At 46.0% G+C, this 16970-nt stretch carries 14 protein-coding genes and 1 other RNA gene; 11 read left to right on the top strand and 4 right to left on the bottom strand.

Annotation, left to right across the window (positions count from 1 at the left end; genetic code table 11):
* Positions 1-105 precede the first annotated feature (105 nt).
* Together BDE36_RS06000 and aroB are read left to right on the top strand one after the other, a co-directional pair.
* Positions 106-312 carry an RNA-binding S4 domain-containing protein gene (locus BDE36_RS06000; RefSeq protein WP_141814127.1) on the top strand — a complete coding sequence of 69 codons (207 nt, stop codon included), beginning with the start codon at positions 106-108 and terminating at the stop codon, positions 310-312.
* Between the two features lies 1 nt (position 313).
* Complete coding sequence (aroB, locus tag BDE36_RS05995) at positions 314-1381, top strand: 3-dehydroquinate synthase (RefSeq protein ID WP_141814126.1); 1068 nt, start codon at positions 314-316, stop codon at positions 1379-1381.
* A gap of 25 nt (positions 1382-1406) precedes the next feature.
* Here aroB and BDE36_RS05990 read toward each other — a convergent pair whose 3' ends face one another.
* The gene (locus BDE36_RS05990; RefSeq protein WP_141814125.1) at positions 1407-2135 is read right to left on the bottom strand and encodes an MIP/aquaporin family protein; all 729 of its coding nucleotides are present in this window, start codon (positions 2133-2135) and stop codon (positions 1407-1409) included.
* Between the two features lie 20 nt (positions 2136-2155).
* On the bottom strand, positions 2156-3670 hold the full coding sequence (glpK, locus tag BDE36_RS05985; RefSeq protein ID WP_141814124.1) for a glycerol kinase GlpK: 1515 nt from the start codon (positions 3668-3670) through the stop codon (positions 2156-2158).
* Positions 3671-4063: 393 nt separating this feature from the next.
* On the opposite strand from glpK, the gene BDE36_RS05980 reads away from it, so the two are divergent.
* The 4 genes from BDE36_RS05980 (at position 4064) to aroC (ending at position 8560) form a co-directional block, all read left to right on the top strand.
* A complete protein-coding gene (locus BDE36_RS05980) occupies positions 4064-4894 on the top strand; it encodes a prephenate dehydratase (RefSeq protein WP_128770203.1) in 831 nt (276 codons plus the stop codon).
* A gap of 100 nt (positions 4895-4994) precedes the next feature.
* On the top strand, positions 4995-6104 hold the full coding sequence (locus tag BDE36_RS05975) for a chorismate mutase (protein ID WP_141814123.1): 1110 nt from the start codon (positions 4995-4997) through the stop codon (positions 6102-6104).
* Positions 6101-7345, top strand: a complete 1245-nt coding sequence (locus tag BDE36_RS05970; RefSeq protein ID WP_141814122.1) for a 3-phosphoshikimate 1-carboxyvinyltransferase — start codon at positions 6101-6103, stop codon at positions 7343-7345. Before BDE36_RS05975 ends, BDE36_RS05970 begins: the two co-directional genes overlap by 4 nt.
* Before the next feature lie 120 nt (positions 7346-7465).
* Complete coding sequence (aroC, locus tag BDE36_RS05965) at positions 7466-8560, top strand: chorismate synthase (RefSeq protein ID WP_141814121.1); 1095 nt, start codon at positions 7466-7468, stop codon at positions 8558-8560.
* 117 nt (positions 8561-8677) lie between these two features.
* Here the strand turns inward: aroC and BDE36_RS05960 are convergent, their stop codons facing one another.
* Positions 8678-11101, bottom strand: a complete 2424-nt coding sequence (locus BDE36_RS05960; RefSeq protein ID WP_235904519.1) for an alpha-ketoacid dehydrogenase subunit alpha/beta — start codon at positions 11099-11101, stop codon at positions 8678-8680.
* A 135-nt stretch (positions 11102-11236) separates the two neighbouring features.
* Between BDE36_RS05960 and BDE36_RS05955 the strand changes: the two genes are divergently transcribed.
* From BDE36_RS05955 to BDE36_RS05935, 5 genes are all read left to right on the top strand, one after another.
* The gene (locus BDE36_RS05955; RefSeq protein ID WP_141814120.1) at positions 11237-11626 is read left to right on the top strand and encodes a DUF1573 domain-containing protein; all 390 of its coding nucleotides are present in this window, start codon (positions 11237-11239) and stop codon (positions 11624-11626) included.
* A gap of 64 nt (positions 11627-11690) precedes the next feature.
* A complete protein-coding gene (locus BDE36_RS05950; protein ID WP_141814119.1) occupies positions 11691-12929 on the top strand; it encodes a pyridoxal phosphate-dependent aminotransferase in 1239 nt (412 codons plus the stop codon).
* A gap of 12 nt (positions 12930-12941) precedes the next feature.
* Positions 12942-13309: a transfer-messenger RNA gene (gene ssrA, locus BDE36_RS05945) on the top strand.
* Between the two features lie 316 nt (positions 13310-13625).
* The gene (locus BDE36_RS05940; protein ID WP_141814118.1) at positions 13626-14570 is read left to right on the top strand and encodes a manganese catalase family protein; all 945 of its coding nucleotides are present in this window, start codon (positions 13626-13628) and stop codon (positions 14568-14570) included.
* Between the two features lie 289 nt (positions 14571-14859).
* On the top strand, positions 14860-15471 hold the full coding sequence (locus BDE36_RS05935; RefSeq protein WP_141814117.1) for a TetR/AcrR family transcriptional regulator: 612 nt from the start codon (positions 14860-14862) through the stop codon (positions 15469-15471).
* A 95-nt stretch (positions 15472-15566) separates the two neighbouring features.
* Here BDE36_RS05935 and fabF read toward each other — a convergent pair whose 3' ends face one another.
* Positions 15567-16814, bottom strand: coding sequence for a beta-ketoacyl-ACP synthase II (gene fabF / locus BDE36_RS05930; RefSeq protein WP_141814116.1), 1248 nt, complete (start codon positions 16812-16814; stop codon positions 15567-15569).
* Between the last annotated feature and the right edge of the window lie 156 nt (positions 16815-16970).

Raw genomic sequence — 16970 nt, 5'->3', positions numbered from 1 at the left:
AATTTACGGAAATTGATCCTGATTCTGAACTTATCGCCAGAACGACAGAGTAATATCATTTATTTAGCCAATCAAGTATTATTCATTCTTTATACATTTGTGCCTATGATAGAATTTGAGCTTGCAGGAGAATTTATTCCGCTGATACAATTGCTGAAGGCTACGAATCTTGTGCAAACAGGCGGCGAAGCCCAGATAGTCGTTTCTGACGGATTGGTGAAGTGCAACGGAGAAGTAGAATACAGGAAACGTCTGAAAGTTAAAAGGGGTGATATAATTGAATTTGACCGTAAAAAAATCGTCGTAAAATAATATGCTTCCAATACAGAGCAACGGATACTCCGTCTTTTTTGATAACAGCCTTGCCTCACTTAAAGAATTTCTGAACACGTCTGACTATTCGAAGGTCTTCTTCCTGACAGACCTTAACACGTCGGAACATTGTCTGCCGCTGATCGGCAAATATCTTCCGGAACTGGATAATTACGACATCATCGAAGTAGATCCCGGTGAAGAGAACAAGAATATCGATTACTGCATTGGCGTATGGCAGATGCTCCTCGACTTTGGCGCCGACCGGAACAGCTTGCTGATTAACCTTGGAGGTGGTGTTATTACCGACATGGGTGGTTTCGCTGCTTCTACTTTTAAGCGGGGGATTGACTTTATACAGATCCCTACCACCCTGCTTTCGCAGGTAGACGCTTCTGTGGGCGGTAAAACGGGCATCGACCTGGGCAGCATAAAGAACATTATAGGCACTTTTACACAGCCTAAGGCGGTGTTCATCTCTACGGAATTCCTGAAGACTTTAAGCAAAAGACAGCTGGTATCGGGCTTTGCTGAAATTGTGAAACATGGCCTGATTGCCGATAAGGATTATTACTATCAAATCCAGAATATTGATATTGTGGACCCGCCCGCTGAAGCTATTTACCGTTCGGTGGAAATTAAAAATCACGTGGTCACTACCGATCCTTTCGAGAAAGGACTAAGGAAGACCCTTAATTTCGGTCATACTATCGGACATGCGGTCGAAACATACTCTCTCAAAAACGACAGCGACCCGCTTCTGCACGGCGAGGCAATTGCTTTGGGAATGATCTGCGAGAGTTTTCTCTCGCACAAACACAATGGTTTAGGTGAAGAGGATTTAAAAGAAATTATCCGCTATATCCGTTCTGTTTTTCCTGATTATTCTTTTAAGCCATCTTCTTATAGTGATGTGATGGAGTTCATGAAAAACGACAAAAAGAATATCAGCGGAAATATCGGCTTTGCATTATTGAAAGAGATAGGGCAATGCGATTACAATATATACCTGGAGGAAACGCAGATTATCGAAAGCTTCAATTATTATAACAGCCTTTTAAATCAATAATCCCGGCAGAACCGGGATCATTACTTTATCTAAGTTGCATGTAAAGCAGCGCAGCTATTGCGGCACCTATGACAGGTCCGGCAATCGGGATCCACGAATAGGACCAGTCACTACTCCCCTTACTCTTAATGGGCAATATGGCATGCATCAAACGCGGGCCTAAGTCGCGCGCAGGATTGATAGCATATCCGGTAGTTCCACCAAGCGACAGTCCGATTACCCAAACGAGGAACGCCACGGGCACAGCTCCAACTGAACCCAGGCCAACCGGTGTCTTACTGGGCGTGATCTCTGCACCGGAAATGTAGAAGATGGTAAAGATGAGAACAAAGGCGCCGATGATCTCACTCGAAATATTCGAAATGTAGTTGCGTACAGCAGGACCTGTGCAAAAAACAGCCAGTACAGAGTCGGGCTTATTGGTACGCTGAAAATGATCATAATACATTACCCATACCAGGAAGGCACCGAGACAGGCGCCAAGCATCTGCGCGGTGATATAGGAAAGGACACTCCCCCAGGCAAACTTCCCGGCCATGGCGAGAGCTATAGTAACAGCGGGATTGAGGTGGGCGCCACTATACGGACCAGCTACCACCACTCCTACAAATACCGCCAGTCCCCAGGCCGTGGTAATTACAATCCAGCCACCATTGTTCCCTTTGGTATCGTTTAACACAACATTGGCCACTACCCCATCCCCTAAAAGGATGAGCAGCATGGTACCTATTAATTCGGCTATGAACGGCGTCATCTTATGATTTTTATGTTTAACTAAATGGTTTGTGATTCAATTTTATCATCACACCAGCACTGTGCTACATGTATCGCCTTTTTCCAGCCTTTGATCGTTTTCTGTATCTCTTCGGTACCCGATGCAGGAACAAAGGTTCTTTCGGTTTGCCAAAGCTGCTGAATTTCATCCACATCCTTCCAGTATCCAACGGCCAGACCTGCCAGATACGCAGCTCCAAGAGCTGTGGTTTCGACGATATTAGGCCTGATCACCTTGCAATTTAAAATATCTGCCTGAAACTGCATTAAAAGATTATTAACGGTGGCGCCGCCGTCTACTCTTAACTCCTGGATCTTCATGCCAGCGTCGGCTTCCATTGCTTTTAACACATCCATGGTTTGTAAGGCGATCGACTCAATAGCTGCCCGGGCTAAATGTCCGGCGGTGCTTCCACGGGTGAGACCAACAATTGTTCCTCTCACATCCGAATTCCAGTAAGGCGCTCCAAGTCCCGCGAAGGCGGGAACAAAATACAGGTCGCCCGTGTCGGGAACGCTGAGCGCCAGCTCTTCAATATCACCCGAGTTCTTAATGATGCCCAGCCCATCGCGAAGCCACTGTACCACTGCACCGCCAATGAATATACTTCCCTCGAAAGCATACTGGATCTTTCCGTCGATCTTCCATGCGATAGTAGTGAGCAGATTATTCTTCGATTCAATAAACTCGTCGCCAATGTTCATCAACATGAAACAGCCGGTTCCGTAGGTATTCTTTACCATCGCCTTATCGATGCACATCTGGCCAAAAAGGGCGGCCTGCTGATCGCCGGCGATGCCTGCAATAGGAATTTTAGAAGCGAAGATGGTTGTTGCCGTTTCACCGTAGATCTCACTCGATTGTTTTACCTCCGGCAGCATGCTTGCCGGTATCCCGAAGATATCCATCAGTTCAGGGTCCCATTGCTGAGTCCGGATATTGAAGAGCATGGTACGGCTGGCATTGGTCACATCGGTTACATGTACCCGTCCGCGTGTAAGCTTCCAGATCAGCCAGCTGTCCACGGTACCGAAAGCCAGTTCACCTGCCTCTGCCTTCTCCCTTGCTCCTTCTACATTATCCAGGATCCACTTTACCTTGGTAGCCGAGAAATACGAATCGATCACCAGTCCGGTTTTAGAACGTATCGTGTCGGTATACCCGTCGCGTTTCAGCTGATCGCAAAAAGGCGCTGTGCGCCTGTCCTGCCAAACGATGGCGTTGTATACAGGTTCTCCGGTAGTGCGGTTCCACACAATGGCTGTTTCACGCTGATTGGTAATACCGATGGCTTTTATGTTCGTCCCGTTCAGGCCAAGTTTCACCGTTGCTTCTGCAGCTACACCCGCCTGTGTCGACCAAATTTCGTTAGGGTCGTGTTCAACCCATCCTGGCTGGGGAAAGATCTGTGTAAATTCTTTTTGCGCGACTGATCTGATCTCGCCTTTGTGGTCAAAAACAATTGCCCTGGAACTGGTAGTGCCCTGATCAAGAGCTAGAATGTAACTTTCCATTATTTCTTAATTGGTTAATACGTTAAACTTCTTCTGTAGATTGTGATGTTAAAAAACCCGCCCTGCTTTAGAAGCACAGCCGTTTTTAATTACGATTTATAATTTTATATTTCAGTTTGCTCGTATTCGAAATAAGATAAAAAAGAATTAAAAACAAAATGAAATATCATTATTTATATAAACGCCATTTTCCTTATCAAATTTTTCCTTTTCCTATTGACACATAAAAATATACGCGTATATTTGGCTCAAGCAAAACAGTAAATGAGAAATATCAATGCATACTGGTTCGGTTACTTTTACTACTTTAGGTAAAAGCCGGGACTGATATGTTTTGACCAAAAGAACTATATATAAAGTCCCGGCCCAACAGCCGGGACTTTTTTTTTAACCATGGATAAAAAAAGAGTAGCAATACAGGGAATTAAGGCGTCCTTCCACGAGGAAGCGGCTTTAAAGTTTTTCGGCGACGATATTGAAACGATCGAATGCAGTTCGTTTAAGCAGACCTGCCAGGCTCTGCGAAACAAAAAGGCCGACTACGTAGTGATGGCCATTGAGAACTCGATTGCCGGAAGCCTTCTTCCGAACTACACTCTTCTGCGCGACTACCACTTCTCGATCATCGGCGAAGTGTATCTGCGCATCCAGCTGCACCTTCTCGCTTTGCCCGGCGTTAAATTTGAACAGATAAAGAATGTTGAATCACATCCGATTGCTATACGTCAGTGTATCGACTTTTTTGATGAATATCCGCATCTGAATATTAAAGAGAGCACCGATACCGCGGCATGTGCCAAACGGATAAGGGATGAGCAGCTTACTGATACCGTAGCCATAGCCAACCAGCTTGCTGCCAAGCTGTACAACCTCGAGATCCTCGAACGGCGTATCGAATCGAACAAGAAGAATTACACACGTTTTCTGATCCTCACAGATCATAAGGAAACGGATATACCGGGGGCTAATAAAGCATCTATTTCCTTTCAGACCACCGACGAAGTGGGATCGCTGGCTAAAGTGTTAAATATCTTTGCCGAAAATGAGGTAAACCTCACCAAGATCCAGTCGATGCCTGTTTTAGGAAGACGAAATGAGTATAATTTTTATGTTGACGTTGAATGGGATAAAACAGCACATTACCAGGAAGCAATCAGTAAGGTGCTACGGCATACCGTGAATTTCACGCTGATGGGCGAGTATCTTAAGAACGACCGCGTTTAAAGTTTTAAGTAATACGTTTTAGGTTTTAAGTAAAGAATCTTAAATCAATTTTATAAAGTCTGTTGAAATAATCTCTCAAATAACAAAAAGTATATATAGTATGAAACTTAATCTCAACATAGAACCACTAAGCAACTGGTTGAAGCCGCAGCATCAGCCACTGGTAATTGCAGGTCCCTGCAGCGCTGAAACTGAAGAACAGCTTTTAGCAACTGCCGACCTTTTAGCTAAAACAGGTAAGATATCTGTACTAAGGGCAGGAATATGGAAACCGCGCACCCGGCCGGGAGAGTTTGAAGGTATTGGAAGCATCGGCTTGAAATGGCTTCAACGTGCTAAAGAACAAACCGGTTTGCCTATTACGGTAGAGGTAGCTACAGGCAAACACGTAGAAGAGGCGTTAGCAGCTGGTGTGGACATTCTATGGGTTGGAGCCCGTTCAACGGTAAATCCTTTCACGGTTCAGGAAATAGCCGACGCTTTAAAGGGTGTTGATGTACCTGTAATGGTAAAGAATCCGGTGAACCCTGATCTTTCTTTATGGATCGGCGCACTGGAGCGCATTAACAACGCGGGTATCACCAAGCTGGCTGCCATATCGCGTGGATTTTCGTCTTACGAAAAGTCGGCCTTCAGGAATGAGCCGATGTGGGAGCTTACTATCCAGCTGAAAACTCTTTGTCCGCAATTGCCTGTAATCTGCGACCCTAGTCACATTTGCGGCAACCGCGAGCTGATCCCTTATATTTCACAAAAGGCTCTTGACCTTGAAATGCAGGGATTAATGGTCGAGTCGCACATCGATCCTTCGGTAGCATGGACAGATGCCAAACAGCAGCTTACTCCGTCTTCCCTTTCTGAGCTGATCGATCACCTTACTATTCGTCAGCCTGACCCGGTAAATCCGAAAGTGATTGACAAGCTGGCTGAATTACGTAAGCAGATCGACAAGATTGATGACCTGGTAATCCAGAAATTGGCTGAAAGGATGTCGATAGTAGATAAAATTGGTGAGTATAAAAGAGATAACGGGATTACTATCCTCCAGTTAAACCGATGGGATGAGATTATTCAAAAGCGTGCAAGTTTTGGCAAGGCCCTGAAGCTTGACGAAGACTTTACCACAAAAATGCTTGAGCTGATACATGCGGAATCTATTCGCAGGCAGACTGAGATCATGAACGCAAAAGCCCCTGTTGCTGAAAAATGACGAACAGGTCTTTAACTCTCTCAAAGCCATCGGCCGAATCTTTCTGTTCTATTGAACTTACGGGATCGAAAAGCGAAAGCAACCGCGCACTGATCCTCAACGCCCTTAGCAAGGGGAAGGTCGGTATTAGAAACCTCTCTTCGGCTGATGATACGGCGGTGATGCAGGAGAGCCTGAAGAATGCTGCCGACCATGCACCTCTGATAAATATTGGTCCGGCGGGAACGGCTATGCGATTTCTTAGTGCGTATTTTGCGGTAACTGGCACAGAGACGACTCTTACGGGTACTGAAAGAATGAAACAGCGCCCGATCGGCATACTTGTTAATGCGCTGAGAGAGCTGGGAGCTATAGTGGACTATGCCGAAGAAGAAGGCTTCCCTCCTCTTGCTTTTCATAAAGGCTTCAGCCAAAAGAACAACAAGATAAACATCAGGGGCAATGTGAGTTCACAGTACATCACGGCATTATTGCTCGTGGCGGCAGCTCTTCCCGAAGGACTGGAACTTAATATAGAAGGAGAGCTTACTTCCAGGCCGTACGTAGAGATGACTTTATCCATGCTAAGCGAGGCGGGTATCAGTTATCAATGGAAGGAGAACGTTATTCTGATCCCTTCCCGGGATTTCGGAGATGCTTTGATCACGGTAGAACCCGACTGGAGCGCAGCGTCTTACTGGTACTCGATTGCAGCCTTGTCTGACGCAGCCGCCATTAAACTGCCCTGGCTTAAGAAGAGCAGCCTGCAGGGCGACAGCAGGATCAGCAGCATCATGGAACACTTTGGCGTGAGTACTGAGTTTACCGACGGCGGGATAGAGATATCTAAAGTGGCGACCGGGATCAAGGGTGATCTGTTCGATCTGAAAGACTGCCCCGACCTGGCTCAGACAGTGATCGTTTGCAGTGCTGCTTTAGGCCATAACGCTACATTTACAGGTCTTGAAACTTTGAAGATCAAGGAGACCGACAGGATCGCGGCGCTGCAGAATGAGCTCGGCAAGATCGGCGTGAAACTTCATGAAGACAACGGGTTCTATCACCTGGACTGCTCTGGCCTCCACTTCCCTGAAATTGTTAGAATTGACACATACGAAGATCACCGGATGGCTATGGCTTTTGCTCCTCTGGCGCTAAAAATCCCCAAAGTAATTATTGAGGACCCGGCGGTTGTTGGTAAGTCGTACCCTTCGTTCTGGAATGACCTGGAGAAGGCGGGATTCTTTATAATTGACAATTGAGGATGAGAATACTTGGTTCTAAAACTTGCAGCTCACAACATACAACTTATAACTCACAACATACAACTTACTACTTACTACTTACAACTTATAACTTACAACTTATAACGTAAAACTCAAATGGCGGGAAATACTTTCGGACAACTGTTTCGCATTACAACCTTCGGGGAATCACACGGTGAAGCTATAGGGGTGATTATTGACGGATGCCCTCCTAATGTGGAGATCGATCTGGAGTTTATTCAGGGCGAACTTGATAAGAGGAAGCCGGGGCAGTCGAAGATCACTACGCAAAGAAAAGAAAGCGATACCGCTAAGATTTTGTCCGGGGTGTTTGGGGGTAAGAGTACTGGGACGCCGATTGCCATGGTTATCCCTAATGAGGATCAACGGTCGAAGGACTATGACCACAACAAAGATATATTCAGGCCTTCGCATGCGGATTTTACGTATCAGGCGAAATACGGCAACCGCGATTATCGTGGCGGCGGCCGCTCTTCTGCCCGCGAAACGGCAGCCCGTGTGGCCGCAGGAGCTGTGGCACGGCTATTCTTAAAGCAAAAAGGCATTGAGATATTTGCCCATGTTTCGTCTGCCGGAGCGATCGATGCTCCGAATGTCCCGAGTAGAAATCTCGCCGAGCTGCTTGAAATACGCGAAAGCAACATCGTGCGTTGTGCCGACCCCGCTACGGCGAACGAAATGATTGAGCTGATCGACGGCGTCAGGAAGCAGGGCGACACGATCGGCGGAAAGATTTCCTGCATCATCCGGAACTGCCCGGTAGGCCTCGGCGAACCGGTATTCGATAAGCTTCATGCCGATCTTGGAAAGGCTATGCTGAGCATCAACGCGGTTCATGGCTTTGAATATGGGTCTGGGTTCGCCGGCTCTGAAATGAGAGGCTCGGAGCATAACGACATCTTTATAGCTCCTGAAGGCGATGCACCCGTCAGTACACTCACCAATTTCTCCGGAGGCATCCAGGGTGGCATCTCCAATGGCATGGATATCATGTTCAGAGTAGCATTTAAGCCCATAGCGACCATCATGCAAAGTCAGCAAACAATAGACAAGGATGGAAATGCGGCCGAAATAAAAGGGAAAGGACGTCATGATCCATGTGTGGTACCAAGAGCAGTGGTTATTGTAGAGGCTATGGCGGCACTCGTTATTGCCGACCACCTGCTGAGGCAGGAGGCGATCAGCTTGTAGCTGTTGGCAATACAGCTAATCACTAGTGTTATGTTATATGGTAAATGACTTGTTTTGGAACAGAACAAAGACTATCAGCTGCTTTGTACTTAAAACTTACAACTTATTACCTATAACTTAAAACAGCGCCGGGAACTTGTCGGGATCAGCTTCGCTCATTACTTCATACACTGCTTCTATAACATCATCCACCGACGGTTTGGTAAAATAATCGCCATCAGAACCATACGGAGGGCGGTGTTCACGAGCTGTTATAGTCTTTGGCGCGCTGTCGAGGTGAAAATATCCTTTCTGTCGCTCAATAATCTGCTGAAGTATAAACGCCGACGCACCTCCGGGCACGTCTTCGTCGGCTACGATCAGCTTATTCGTTTTCTTTAATGAGGCCACACACACTTCATTCAGGTCAAATGGGTGAAGGGTTTGCGGATCGACTATCTCTATGGAGATTCCCATCTTTTCGAGTTCAACCGCGGCTTCCTGTACAACACGCAAGGTTGATCCATAAGACACAACGGTGAGGTCGCTTCCCTCTTTCACAACTTCAGAATGGCCTAAAGGAACGGTAAACTCACCTGCATTAGCAGGCAGCCTTTCTTTAAGGCGGTAGCCGTTCAGACATTCAATCACAAGAGCAGGTTCATCAGCTCTTAGCAGCGTATTATACAGTCCTGCAGCCTGCGTCATATCACGCGGCACACAAATATGAACACCTCGCATGATGCCGAGTATCATCGCCATCGGCGACCCGGAATGCCAAACCCCTTCCAGGCGATGACCGCGGGTCCGTATGATAAGAGGAGCTTTTTGCCCTGCCTTCGTGCGGTAACTTAAGCTAGCCAGATCATCACTTATGACGTTAATGGCGTACAGCAGATAATCAAGATACTGGATCTCAGCTATCGGCTTCAGTCCACGCAGTGCCAGACCAATACCCTGCCCGATGATCGTACTTTCCCTGATGCCGGTATCAGCGATGCGAAGTTTGCCGTGCTTAGCCTGTAAGCCCGCAAATCCCTGGTTAACGTCGCCGATACTTCCAACATCCTCTCCAAAAGCAAGGATCCTGGGGTCACGGGTTATGTTGGCATCGAAACAGGCATTCAGAACTTCACGTCCGTCGACCATTTTCGCATCATCGCCATACTCGGCAGGTACCACCGGTATATTTGAAGGAGAGTCAACCGATTCGGTAAAAAGCTTCGAGTGATATCTCTCGCTGTTAAGGTCCATCTGCTTATGGTACCAGTCCAGAAGGTTGCTGCGTTCCGGAGAATCAGAGCCGGCAAGCATACGGATCGCCTTCCTTACTGTTTCCATAATATCGCGGCGGGACATTTCAACCGTTGAATGCAACTGGTGTGCAAGCTGCTGTATACTTTCGTTTTTGAACTCTCTCAGCAACTGTACGGCTTCTCTGGCTTCGCTTTTGAGCACCTCCTGTACACTATTCCATGCATTCTTGCGGCATAAGCGGGCATATTCCTTCGCTTTAGCCTCAATTTCTAAAATTTCTTCTTCGGTCGCCAGCGCCGACTCAAGCATCCATCTGCGCATCTGAACCAGGCAATCATATTCAAGCTCCCAGTCGAGGCGGTCCTTGCTTTTATATCTTTCGTGAGAGCCCGACGTAGAGTGCCCCTGTGGCTGGGTGAGCTCATATACATGGATCATTACAGGAATATGCTTTTCGCGGCACACCTGAATGGCCTTCTCGTAGGTTTCGCACAGACCGGGATAATCCCAGCCCTTCACTTTAAATATTTCAAAGCCGTCTCCTTTCTCGTCGCGCTGGAAACCTTTTAGTATTTCCGAAATGTCCTGTTTTGTAGTTTGAAGTTCTGAAGGAACAGATATGGCGTAGGCATCGTCCCATATAGAAATAGCCATCGGAATCTGTAGTACTCCGGCAGCATTTATCGCCTCAAAGAATACACCCTCAGAAGTCGACCCGTTTCCGATAGTGCCGAATGCCACTTCATTCCCATCTACGGAAAAATGAGTAAGATATTTAAGGTCTGGATTCTCCCGGTAAAGTTTTGAAGCCTGAGCAAGACCTACCAGCCGGGCCATCTGCCCACCCGTGGTTGATATGTCAGACGAAGTATTTTTTGTTTGCGTCTGATCCTTCCAGCTTCCGTCTTCATTTAATATGCGGGTAGCATAATGGCTGTTCATCTGCCTTCCGCCCGAGAAAGGTTCCTCGTCTACATTGGTATTCGCGTATAACTGCGCAAAAAACTCGGTGAGGGTAGCCATACCGGTAGCGAACATGAAAGTCTGATCGCGGTAATAGCCGGATCGCCAGTCGCCTTTTTTGAATGCTTTGGCCATAGCCACCTGGGCTACTTCCTTGCCATCACCAAAAATGCCGAACTTCGCTTTTCCTGTTAATACCTCCTTACGTCCAAGTAAACTTGCCTGGCGGCTCTCAAAACAAATACGATAATCATTGATCACTATCTGCTTGAAATCGTCGAAGCTTAACTCAGAAGTATCGGACTGACTTATTGCTTTCATTTGAACTGATATATCCTTCATGCGATTTTGTCAAAATTAATAAAATACCAGCATTATGAAACCCCAAGATGATTGTTACGTAAACATAATTGGTATTATTTTTGAATAAACAAAATACTTGGTAACTTTACATATATTTGAACAAACACTGATAAAATGAAAAGATTCATAGCCTTATGTACGCTGATTATGGGATTTGTTGTGATGACAGCTTTACGCGCAGACCAGCAGCCCGAATTCAAATTCGAAAAGGAAACGAATGATTTTGGTAAAATAGCACAGGGGAAGCCTGTTACATACGAATTCAAATTCAATAACACCGGCGATCTGCCGCTGATCATTAGCACGGTAGAATCAAGCTGTGGCTGTACAGTGCCTAAATATACCAGCACTCCAATTAAAAAAGGAGAAGCGGGTACAATCACTGTAACTTTCAATGCAGCGGCCCCTGGTTCGTTTAACAAGGTGCTTACCATTAAATCAAATGCGAAGACCCCGGTTAAATATTTATACATCAAAGGAGAGGTAGTACCGGAGTCGAAATAAAATAAAAACTCAAAAGAATCAAAAACCTCTCTGGAACCGGAGAGGTTTTTTTATTTTTGCACAAATGCCAAAGATTTCAAAGAAGGGGAATGGGATGCCGGCTTCTCCAATTCGTAAGCTTACACCTTACGCAGAACAGGCAAAACACGAAGGAAAGAAGGTTTATCATCTGAATATCGGCCAGCCCGATATCGATACACCCCAGGTAATGATGGATGCCATCCGCTCTGTAGACTTCGATGTATGGGCTTATACCCAGTCAGAAGGAACAGAATCTTACCGTACCAAACTTGCAGAATACTATAATCGCGCCGGGTATAACGTTGATGCCGGAGACATCCTGGTAACCAGCGGGGCTTCGGAAGCGATAGTTATTGCAATGCAATCGTGCTTAGATCCGGGAGACGAGGTAATCATTCCAGAGCCTTTCTATGCCAATTACAGCGCTTTTGCCTGGATGAGCAGCGCCGTGATCAAACCCGTGCTTTCGTTTATAGAAACAGGATTTGCGCTTCCACCCGTAAGCGAGTTTGAAAAGCTCATCACCGCGAAGACAAAAGCTATATTTATTTGTAATCCCAATAATCCTTCGGGCTACCTTTACTCCTACGAAGAACTTGTAGAATTAAAGAAACTATGCCTCAAGTATGATCTTTATCTGTTCGCAGATGAGGCCTACCGTGAGTTTTGCTACGACGGCAATAAGTTCTATTCGCCGATGCATCTTGAAGGTCTGGACGACCACGTTATTGTTTTCGATAGTATTTCGAAGCGTTACAGCGCCTGCGGAGCACGTATTGGTTGTTTTGTAACGAAGAACAAGCGGGTGCTTTCCACCGCACTGAAATTTGCGCAGGCAAGACTTAGTCCGGGTATGGTGGATCAAATTGCCGCAGAAGCAGGAACGGATACGCCTGAATCGTACTTCGAAGTAGTAAATAAGGAGTATACAGAAAGGCGCGACCTCCTCGTACAGGCTCTTAATAAGATGGAAGGGGTATTCTGTCCCAATCCGAAAGGCGCTTTTTACGTAGTCGCCCGCCTGCCGGTGGATGACACCGAAAAGTTCTGCCAGTGGGTACTTGAAAAGTTCTCTTATGACAATGAGACAGTAATGATGGCTCCTGCGGCAGGTTTTTACTGTACGGAGGGTGCTGGAAGAGATGAAGTACGTTTGGCATATGTTTTGAACAAGGAGGATTTAGCGAAGGCAATGATTTGCCTGGAGAAAGCGTTAATAGAATATCCCGGACGAGTTGTAAAGGGAGAAACTGAAACACTGAAAGAAGAAGTGAGAATATAACAACACATACATGGGGCCGACCGGAATTGACAGGATGGTGGCAGGTATGTAAGCATGCAGCGCGTTGTGAGACTAGCGCTTAAATCTGAACTCTCAAACTATAATTGGCGAAAATAACTACGCCTTAGCTGCCTAATTTAGAATTAGCTCAGCTTTTGTCCCGCTGGTATTCTGTTCTGTTAAACCAGTAACCGGGGCATCGATCAACAGAACTGGCTTGGTTAGTGGTGTGGTGACCAGGCGAGATAAAGCACCTAAGGAAGACGGTACAGGCAATCTGCCAGCCTTCCCCTTCCCTACAATTAAATGGCAGATAAGCATGTAGAAAGCATAATTTGTTCCGTATCTGGACGAGGGTTCGAATCCCTCCGGCTCCACTGGGTGAATATCAAACACCACTAAACCCTTCAAACAATAGTTTGAGGGGTTTTTGTTTTAGCATCTCTTTTCCTCGTTGAATCCTACATAGTAATCATTTCTGGATCAAGCAGGCTTATCTGCTTGTTAAAAACAATTTGTCAGATCTGTTCAACGATCCGAGTGTTGCCCGGGAAGGTATTCTAAACAATATTTATCGCAGGAATGAGCAATCATCCATACATTCCTTGTAATCGATCTTAATAGGCGAATCCCAAAACCAATACTACCGATGAGGGTTGTATTAGATAACAATTTACATCTTCTAAAAGAAAAACTATGTTTCATCACTCAAAAGACCTGCAGTTTAATGCCCGGGTATCAAAACCTGATCCGGCATTTGCGAATATCCTACTAGAACAGTTTGGAGGAGAAAATGGCGAACTTGCTGCCGCAATGCAGTATTTCACGCAAGCCTTCGGCGCTAAGCAGCCTCATCCGGACAAGTACGACATGCTTATGGATATTGCCACAGAAGAATTTTCACACCTGGAGATCGTTGGTGCCACAATCCAGATGCTACTAAAAGGCGTAAACGGAGAGCTTAAAGATGCTGCAGACCAAAGTGAGATCATGCAGGTATTGGACGGAAAAGCAGCTAAAGAGAACATCATTCATGCTGCTCTGACCGCTAATCCTCAGTTCCCGATTATTACCGGAGGCGGTCCAACCCTAAGAAACAGCCAGGGTATTCCATGGTGCGCTTCCTACATCCACTCAAATGGTGATCTTACTGTCGACCTGCGAAGTAACCTTGCATCGGAGTCGAGAGCTAAGTTAGTATACGAGCACCTGATGAAATTTACGGATGACCCATATGTAAAAGAAACGCTATCTTTTCTGATGACCCGTGAAGTTGCTCATTATAAAATGTTCGAAGCAGCATTAGCAACCATCCAGCCCAACTTCCCTCCGGGCGTATTACAGGCAGACCCTCGTTTTACGCAACAATATTTCAACCTCTCTCCGGAAAAAAGTCCAAGAGGCCCATGGAATGACGGAGAAATGCCGGATATGGGAAAAGATTGGGAATATATTGCTGATCCGGTGGCGCACGTGAAGGATACTAAGGGGCTAACTGAAACTGAAGACAACAAGAAAAGCGAGCTTGCAAAAACTGAAAAACTAAACGAACAGCTGAGTGAGGAACGAAGTGCTGAAGTTAGGAACGCTGAACCCAAAGGCACTGCACAGTGGAGCGATTATTCCAAAAGCAAAAAGTAAACACCTCTTTGTTCATTAATGATCGAAAGCGCAACGGCACTAACCGTTGCGCTTTTATTGATTGCTGTCTTCCAATGTCTATACTAAGGGTATCACTTGCAGAGCATTTTTCTTTATAGAGTTTGTAATAGTTTCATATTATATACCACACAGATCAGCTTTACAAAACATTCTTCAACTGACTTGATAATTTATTATCATCTGACCCGCGAATAGCTCAGGACCGGGTCCGGTCATCTGTACGATCCATCTGTAACTTATTATATATACTAATTGGTATATTTGCTGCATGGCAGAAAAACTTTCGAAAGCAGAACGTACCCGTCAATTCATTATCCAAACGACAGCCGGTATCTTCAATACGAAAGGATACGCGGGCACCTCTCTGACCGATCTTACTGAGGCCACAGGGTTAACAAAAGGTAGTATTTACGGAAACTTCGAGAACAAGGACGAGGTTGCATTAGCAGCTTTTGATTTTAATCTTGATCAGGTGAAGACGCTGGTTGATCAGAATATGGCGAAAGCAAGCTCCTGCTATGAAAAGTTAATGGCCTTTGTAAATGTTTACGACAAAATCAACAGGAGTGGTTCTCCCAGGGGCGGTTGTCCTGTACTGAACACAGCTGTCGAAGCCGACGACACTCATGCACTATTAAAAAACAAAGCTGCAATTGCTATAAATCAGTGGAGATCCAGGATAGCTGAGCTGCTGCGCACAGGCATTGAGAATGGCGAATTCCACCCGGAAACCAACGTACATCAACTTTCCATATCGATTGTCGCTCTAATAGAGGGAGGTATTATGATTACGAAGGTAACTGATGATAACAGCAATTTTGAGCATATTACCCGCACCGTGCAGCTGATCCTTTCCCAGATTCAAATTAACAAAGCATAATCTCATACCGGTCGGCGCTTACTGGCAAACTAATGGATTTCCAGGTATGCCAGGCCTGGCCGCTGACAGCCAGTCCTGGGACGCCCTCATCCGGATCAGGCAAGCTCCCGGAAAACCACAATGCTATTATGCCCCCCAAACCCGAAGGTATTACTCATCGCTGCCTTCACGGGAAAATCTATAGCTTCCTTTAAAACCAGATTCACGCTTTGCGGAATGTCCGGATCCACTTCTGTTGTATTAATCGTTGGAGGGATTACCCTGTCGCGGATAGCCAGGATACAAATGAGTGCTTCAATTCCTCCGGCTGCCCCCATAAGATGCCCCGTCATTGATTTCGTTGCGCTGACCTGCACTTTATTCTTTTCATTTTTTGTGAGGCTTATAATCGCTTTGATTTCCGAAAGGTCGCCCACAGGTGTCGATGTCGCATGTGCATTCAGATAATCGAGATCCTGAAAGTTCATTCCTGAAGTTTTCAATGCAATTTCCATGGCCCGCTTTGCACCCAGTCCCTCGGGATGTGTAGCCGTCATATGGTAAGCATCTGCGGTCATTGCTGCACCGGTGATCTCTGCATAGATATGTGCGCCCCTGCTTTTCGCATGATCGTAATCTTCCAACACCAATGCACCTGCACCTTCTCCCATAACGAAGCCATCTCGGGCTACATCAAAGGGACGGGAAGCCACTGCAGGATCATCATTCCTTACAGACATGGCCTTCATCGCACAGAATCCGCCAATCGATGCCGCTGTAATGGGCGCTTCAGATCCGCCGGTTACTATAATCTTGGCCTGCCCTGTGCGGATATAGTTGAAGGCGTCCATAATTGCACTATTCGAGGTGGCGCAAGCCGAAACGGTTGTATAATTGATTCCCATATAACCGTTACGGATTGAGATCATACCTGAGGCCATGTTTGCAATGAGTTTCGGCACGAAAAAGGGACTAAATCGTGGTTGTCCGTTACCAAGAGCATATTCGGCGACCTGCTCTTCAAAGGTCTGCATTCCGCCCTGTCCCGAGCCCCAGATCACCCCTACATCAAACGGATCCATCTCATTCACATTGAAACCAGAATCCGCTATGGCTTCATCTGATGCGACAATGGCATATTGAGTGAATGGATCCATTCGTTTAACTTCCGCCCGATCCAGGAAAAGTGTAGGATCAAAATTTTTCAGTTCGCACGCAAACTTTGTCCGGAATAGCGATGCATCAAATCTGGTAATCGGTGCGGCTCCGCTTTTTCCGCTCTTAACACCGCTCCAAAAATCCTTTACATTATTTCCTAAGGGTGTCAGAGCACCTATGCCTGTTACTACAACGCGATTGGTCATACTTGTATATTTTAAAATGCTTCGAAGCCTTAGTCACGACTTACACCCAAAGGTACACAAAATAATATACCTTTCGGTATTATTATTAACATAGCTAAGGAATCATGAAAACACCTATTCAGCAACATTTTGTACCTTTGAATAACATCTGCTATA

The organism is Arcticibacter tournemirensis (genome assembly GCF_006716645.1).
GTDB classification, from domain to species: domain Bacteria; phylum Bacteroidota; class Bacteroidia; order Sphingobacteriales; family Sphingobacteriaceae; genus Arcticibacter; species Arcticibacter tournemirensis.
The sequence above is the reverse complement of the archived record's forward strand: the minus strand, read 5'-3'. Positions and strand labels throughout refer to the sequence as shown.